This window comes from Moorena sp. SIO2C4, from assembly GCF_010672485.1.
In the GTDB taxonomy this organism is placed as follows: Bacteria; Cyanobacteriota; Cyanobacteriia; order Cyanobacteriales; family Coleofasciculaceae; genus Moorena; species Moorena producens.
Map to the genome: position 1 here is coordinate 1 of NZ_JAAHGN010001291.1, position 1,835 is coordinate 1,835.

Sequence of the window (1,835 nt, forward strand, 5' to 3'; positions counted from 1 at the left end):
AAATTCCAGAAGCCCAATTGGTCAAATTTTCAACCAGCTTCTATTGGTTCTGTACTCAGGGGGGATTATTAGCTGTTTGTAGGCTCAAATGCTACGGTTGAAGTGCTGTGTTCCAACTGGACAACCTGGAAACCTGAACCGGGAAGAACTTCCACCGTTAATGAAGGCTGTCCTGCCACCAGAGATAATAGAATAATTCACTCAGAGGATGATACCGCTCCTACTAGGGCAGCAAATAATCAAAACATTCCTTATCTATTAAGTCCGAGGAACACATCCTTACTCGACAACCGACCCACCCTACGCTGGCATCAGGTTGAAGGTGCAGAAAGTTACTCTGTTAGGATTCGTGGACAAGGATTAGATCTAGACTGGAAAACCCACAGTAGGGAGACAGAAATTCTTTATTCAGGGGAACAACCTCTACCACCTGGTTATTATTGGTTAATTGTTGAGACTGACAACGGTCAACGTTCTATAGAGGAAGGGGTATTTGGTTTTCGGGTACTTGATGAAAAGAAAGCTACCACCCTATTAAAAGAAGTAGAGAAACTCCAGCAAAAACAGTTAAGTGAAGAAGCAAAAACCTTAGCCATAGCCCATTTTTACCTCAGCGAAGACTTGAAATATGATGCGATTGATATCCTCGAACAAAGCATCAAAGATGGTAATAATTTGGTAGCCACCTATCAACTGCTAGGGAATACCTACACACAAGTGGGGTTAACTCGACTGGCAAAGGAGCGTTACCTCAAAGGTTTAGAACTGGCTCAAACAGCATCAGATTTAAACAGTCAAGCGGAAATACAAAAGAGTTTAGTGATTATCACCCTAATTCTTGATAGTAAAGAAGAAGCGTTACAGTGGTTAGAGCAAGCCCAGGTCAGTTATCGGGCTTTAGGGGATGAATCAGAAGTGCGTGAATTAGAACAGAATAAAAGTGAAATTTTAGAGGCGGCTCTGGATTTGAGGTAGGGGGTATCGGTATGGTTTCAACTAAATCAAAACGGCCAAAAATTTGGGCAACAGCTCTAGTTAGTCTGATCTCAGTAGGGGTAATTATGCCTTTGCCCACAGTGGGACAAACTACGACGAAACAAGATAGTAGCAACCAACAACTTATCAATCAAATCCCTTACAGGTTAAAATCCTCGGGATTTATCCCTTTGGCTTTTAATTGCTCTAGCAATGCCTTCATGCGAATTCGTTCAAGCTCTAAAGCTTGCTGTGCTTGCTCTGCTCGTTTTGATGCCTGTTGTTTTTCGAGCCTTTCAAGCTCTAAAGCTTCCTGTGTTTGTTCTAAAGCTTCTTCGGCTTGCTCTGCCCGTTGACGTTGTTGTTCTCTCTGCTCACTAATTTCCAAATAGCTAGCAAAAGGCTCACCATTGGGATAATAGAGCACCAATTGAGATGCTACTAACTCAAAGGTAATTCCTAAACGGGGACTAACCCAACCAAGCATCTGAGGGATTGGTTCTAGTTTTTCGGCTGAACGCAACCAGCCTTTTAGTTTGGCTCTATTTGGATCATAGAGATAGTACTCTTCTACTCCATGGGTCCGGTAAAACTTGAGTTTATCGTCTTCTAATTCTTTGATGGTGTTGGTTAATGATGCAATTTCAAAGGTGACTTGGGGATTAAGGTTATCTTCAACCCAGGTTTTATAAGAACGCCGATGCCCTTTGGGTCTACCGATAACTACCATCACATCCGGGGCTTGATTGATTTTGGGTTGTCCTTGTATTGGATACCACAACAAATCCCCAGCAACGAATACATTGGGGTCATCTTTGAAGTGGACTTCCAGGCCATACTTAATGGTGGTAATTAGTTCA

Annotated in this window: 2 protein-coding genes; one reads left to right on the forward strand and one right to left on the reverse strand. The window is 42.5% G+C overall.

The window, feature by feature from the left end; genetic code table 11:
- Positions 1-102 precede the first annotated feature (102 nt).
- Positions 103-975 carry a tetratricopeptide repeat protein gene (locus F6K20_RS36740; protein WP_287298148.1) on the forward strand — a complete coding sequence of 291 codons (873 nt, stop codon included), beginning with the start codon at positions 103-105 and terminating at the stop codon, positions 973-975.
- Between the two features lie 160 nt (positions 976-1,135).
- Here F6K20_RS36740 and F6K20_RS36745 read toward each other — a convergent pair.
- Positions 1,136-1,835: Uma2 family endonuclease (locus F6K20_RS36745; RefSeq protein WP_287298149.1), on the reverse strand; the 700-nt coding region annotated here is incomplete at its 5' end.